The 4,473-nt window shown below is 77.9% G+C and carries 4 protein-coding genes; all 4 read left to right on the top strand.

All coding sequences use genetic code 11. From position 1 onward, the window contains the following. Positions 1–1,044, top strand: a 1,044-nt coding sequence (locus J5O08_RS20330; RefSeq protein ID WP_218708722.1) for a glycosyltransferase family 4 protein, incomplete at its 5' end; no start/stop codon positions are given. Continuing rightward, complete coding sequence (locus tag J5O08_RS20325) at positions 1,041–2,375, top strand: hypothetical protein (RefSeq protein WP_218708721.1); 1,335 nt, start codon at positions 1,041–1,043, stop codon at positions 2,373–2,375. The genes J5O08_RS20330 and J5O08_RS20325, both read left to right, overlap by 4 nt. Then, complete coding sequence (locus J5O08_RS21800; protein WP_218708720.1) at positions 2,372–3,730, top strand: O-antigen ligase family protein; 1,359 nt, start codon at positions 2,372–2,374, stop codon at positions 3,728–3,730. Before J5O08_RS20325 ends, J5O08_RS21800 begins: the two co-directional genes overlap by 4 nt. After that, positions 3,709–4,473: chain-length determining protein (locus J5O08_RS20315; RefSeq protein WP_218708719.1), on the top strand; the 765-nt coding region annotated here is incomplete at its 3' end. The genes J5O08_RS21800 and J5O08_RS20315, both read left to right, overlap by 22 nt.

The raw sequence follows: 4,473 nt of genomic DNA, 5'->3' as shown, positions 1-4,473 counted from the left end.
ACCGGCGGCCGCGCCCGGCGCCCGGCCCGCGCCGCCGGCCTGACCCTCGCGGCCGCCCGGCTCGCCGCGCTCGCCCGCGCCGGCGGCTGGTCCCACGTGCACGTGCACTCGAGCGGGGACGCGGCCCAGGTCGCCGCGCTCGCCCGCCTGCTCGGCGGACCCGCCTACAGCCTCACGCTGCACGGGCCGCTCGCGGACTACGGCGGGAACCAGCGGGGCAAGTGGCACGGTGCCACGTTCGGCCTGGTGATCACGGAGGGCCTGCGCCGGGACCTGCGCGCCGAGCTCGGGCCGGACCTGCCGGCGACCCTGGCGGTCGCGCCGATGGGCGTCGACCCCGGCGCGCCCGTCCCGGACCATCCGTACCGCCCGTGGCCGGGCGCCGGACCGCTGCGGCTGGTCTCCTGCGGGCGGCTGAACCCCGCGAAGGGGCACGACGACCTGGTGCGCGCGGTGCGGCTGCTCGTCGACCGCGGCCTGGACGCCCGGCTGGTCGTGCTCGGCGAGGACGAGTGCGGCGGCGACGGGTACCGCCGGGAGCTGGAGTCGCTGGTCGCGGGGCTCGGCCTGGCGGACCGGGTGCACCTGCCGGGCGCGGTCGGCGAGGACCGGGTGCGCACCGAGCTCGCCGGGGCGCACGTGTTCGCGCTCGCGAGCCACGCGGAGCCGCTGGGCGTCGCCGTGATGGAGGCGCTCGCGGCGGCGCTGCCGGTCGTGGTGTGCGCGGGCGGCGGGGTCGGCGAGCTGGTCGACGACGGGCGGACCGGCCTCCTGGTGCCGCCGCGGGACCCGGTCGCGCTCGCCGACGCGGTGGCGCGGGTCGCGGCGGACCCGGCGCTGGCGACGGCGCTCGGGGCGGCGGGCCGGCGGCACGTCCTGGCCGGGTACGGGAGCGACCGCGGCGCCGCCACGCTCCTCGGCCTCGTGGCAGCGCGGGGCGCGGGCGCGGCACGGACCGCGGGCGCGGCGCCGATTCCCCACGCGGCGCCGAGCCGCGCCCGCCCCCGGCCCGTCGCGGCCCCGGCGGACGGCGGCCCGCGGTGACCGCCGTGCGCCGGGTCTGCACCGGCCTCGCCGTCGCCGGCGTGTGCTTCGGCTCCTGCGCGGGCCCCGGCGGCCCGACCGGGGACCCGTCCGCGTCCCCGACCCCGGGCCCGACGTGGTCGACCCCGCTCGCGTGGCGCGAGGTCGACGGCGGCCCGGCCTTCTACGACGCCTTCGACCCGACGCTGCCCGCCGAGCAGCGCGCGTTTCCGATCGGCGTCTGGCTCGAGAGCGTCACCGACCCGGGCGACGTCCGCCTCGACCTCGCGGCCGGCCTCACCACCTACGTGGACCTCACCACGGACTCCGACCTCGCGCTGCTCGACGGCACCGGCCTGGCCGCGCTCGTGGGCCGGGAGGACCCCCGCGCCGCGGGGGGCGTGCTGGCCGACGAGGTCGACATGTGGGCCGGCGCCGGCGAGAACGGCTGGACCGGGCTGTGGCCCGGCCAGGGCGAGGTGTGCGACCCCGCGAACACCCCGTGCGGCTACACCGTGCAGGCGGCCGTGCGCGCTGGGCTGCCCGCGGACGCGCTCACCTACGCCAACTACGGCAAGGGCGTCGCGTTCCGCCTCGACGACGCCGAGGCCGCCCGGTTCGTCAACGACTACGCCGACGTCGTGTCGGTCGACACCTACTGGTTCACCGACCCGCACATCTGCGGCGGCCACGAGGGCGGGATGCTGCTGGCGGGCGGGCAGCCGCTCACCGAGCGGGAGTGCCGGCGCCCGGCGAACTACGGCCGGACCGTCGACCGGGTGCGGTCGCTGGTGGACCCGCCCGGCAGCAGACCGGTGTGGGCGTTCGTCGAGCTCGGGCACCCGTTCTCCGAGGACGACGCCCCCACGATCACCGGGCCCCAGGTCCGCGCGGCCGTGTGGAGCAGCGTCATCCACGGGGCGCGCGGCGTCGTGTACTTCAACCACAGCTTCGGCGGCGCCTGCGAGTCGTTCCACCTGCTGCGCGAGGCCTGCGGGGCCGACGTCCGGCCGTGGGTCACCGACGTCAACCGGCAGCTGACCGCGCTCGGCCCGGCGCTCGCGGCACCGTTCCTCGACGGGGCCGTGCTCGCCGACGGCCCCGTCGACACCGCGGTGAAGGTCGACGGGGAGACGCAGTACCTGCTCGCGGCCGCCACCGGGGACGGGGCCGCGACCGTGCGGTTCGACCTGCGCTGCGCGGCGGACGGCACCGTCACGGTCCTCGGCGAGGACCGCGACCTCGCGCTCGCGGACGGCGCGTTCGCCGACACGTTCGCCGACGGCCTGGCCGTGCACCTGTACCGCTACGACCACGCGCCCGACGCCGCGCCGGGGTGCGCCGCGCCGTGACGACGGTCCTGCCGCGGTCCCCCGCGCCGCCCCTCGAGCCCCCGGTCCCGCCGGGGCGGGACCGGGGCGCGCCGCTGCTGCTGCGCGCCGCGCTGGTGGCGATCGGCGCGGCCCCGGCGAGCATGGTGATCGCCCCGATCGGCGCGGCCGGCACCGTCGCGATGCTGCTCACGCTGCTGCTCGGCGCGTTCTGGCTGGTGTCCTGGACGTGGGGGCTGCACGACCCGCTGGCCGCACGGCATCCCGGTCGGCTGGCGGTCGGCGCGCTGCTGCTCGCCACCGTCGCGTCGTCCGCGGCGCTCTGGCTCGGCGCCACCGGCGGCAGCACCGTGGTGACCCGGGCGGCCGGCGAGCGGTGGCTGCTGCTGGTGCTCGCCAGCGCGACCCTGGTCACGGTGATCCCGGAGTGCGCCCGGTCGGTCGCCGCCGCGGCGCAGTGCGCGCGGGCGCTCCTGGACGGGTTCGTCGTGTGCTGCCTGGTCGCTCTCGTGCAGTTCCTCCTGCACGTCGACCCGGTGGACTGGGCGCCCTGGGTGATGCCGGGCTTCACCCCGAACGGCGGCGACACCCCGTTCCAGCCCCGGGGCGCGCTGGTGCGGGTCGCCGGGACGACGTTCTCCCCCATCGAGCTCGGCGTCGTCGCGTCGATGCTGCTGCCGCTGTCGATCTGGCGGGCCGTGTACGACCGCACCGGCCGCCGCTGGGCGCACCTGCTGCGCACGGGCCTGCTGGTGCTGGCCGTCGCGATGAGCATCTCGCGGTCGGGCATCCTCGGGCTCGCCGTGGCGACCGTCGTCGTGCTGCCGTTCCTGCCCCGGGTCGCCCGGCACTGGGTGCTGGTCACCGCGCCCGTCGCCGTCGCCGGGCTGTTCCTGTCCGTCCCGGGGCTGGTCAGCACGCTCGGCGGGGCGCTGGGCGCCGACGCCTCCGACCCGTCGATCTCGACCCGGCTCGACAACTACCCGCGCGTGGTCGCGATGTTCGACGCGCACCCGCTGCTCGGGCTCGGCCCCGGCAACTACATGCCCGAGGACGCCCTGCACATCCTGGACAACCAGTACCTCAACGCGCTGGTGACGACCGGCGCCGTGGGCGTCGCCGCCACCGTCGTCTACCTGGTGCTGCCCGGGGTCACCGCGCTGCACGCCGCAGGCGCCGCGCGCTCGCCGGAGCTGCGCTGCCTCGCCGGCGCGCTCGCCGCCGGCACCCTCGCGGGCGCGGTCTGCTCGCTCACGTTCGACTCGCTGTCCTTCCCGGTCTTCGCGCTGGCGTTCCCCGCGCTGGTCGGGCTCTCGGGGGCGGCGTGGCTGCTGGTGCGTCACGAGGAGGACCCGTGGACCCGACCGACGTCCTGAGGACGCTCTGGCAGCAGCGGTGGTACGTGCTGCCCGCGCTGCTGCTGGCGCTGGCCGCCGCCGCGTACGTGTACGGCTTCGCGCCGCGCAGCTACGAGGTCACGTCGACCTACGCCCTCGTCAACCCGGCCGTGCCGACCGCCGAGGAGCTGGAGCGCGACCCGGCGCTCGCGGCGCTGAACGCGGACAACCCCTACCTGCGGTCCGCCGACACCAACCTGATCACCGACGCGCTGATCGCCCGGCTCGGCGCCGCGTCCACGGTCAGGCAGCTCCAGGCGGACGGCGTCGGCACCGACTACGGGGTGGGTCCGGGCGTCGGCGGCAACGGGTTCGTCGTGGACATCACCGGCGTGGGCCCGACGCCCGAGGCGGCGATCGCGACCACCGCCGCCGTCGGCATGGTGCTCGAGGCCGAGCTCGACGACCTGCAGCGGGTCAACGGCGCCGACGACCGGTACCTGTTCACCCCGCTGCTGCTCGCCCCGCCCGACGACGCCACGGAGCAGTTCTCCAGCCGGCTGCGCGCCGTCATCGTCGTGCTGCTCGGCGGCGCCGTGCTCGTCTTCGCCGCGGCGAGCCTCGGGCGCTGGCGCACCGGCGTGCGGGCGCGGCGGACGGAGGCGCGCGCGGCGGCCGCCGACGAGGGGGCAGGCCACGCCGGGGACCCGGGCGCGGCGGCCCGGGCGGGCGCGGTCGCGGCGAGGCCCGCGAGGACCCGCGGGGCGAAGCGGGCACCGGTG

Source organism: Cellulomonas sp. PS-H5 (assembly GCF_019265565.1).
In the GTDB taxonomy this organism is placed as follows: Bacteria; Actinomycetota; Actinomycetes; order Actinomycetales; family Cellulomonadaceae; genus Cellulomonas.
Note: the sequence above shows the minus strand (reverse complement) of the source record. Positions and strands in the feature narration are given on the sequence as shown.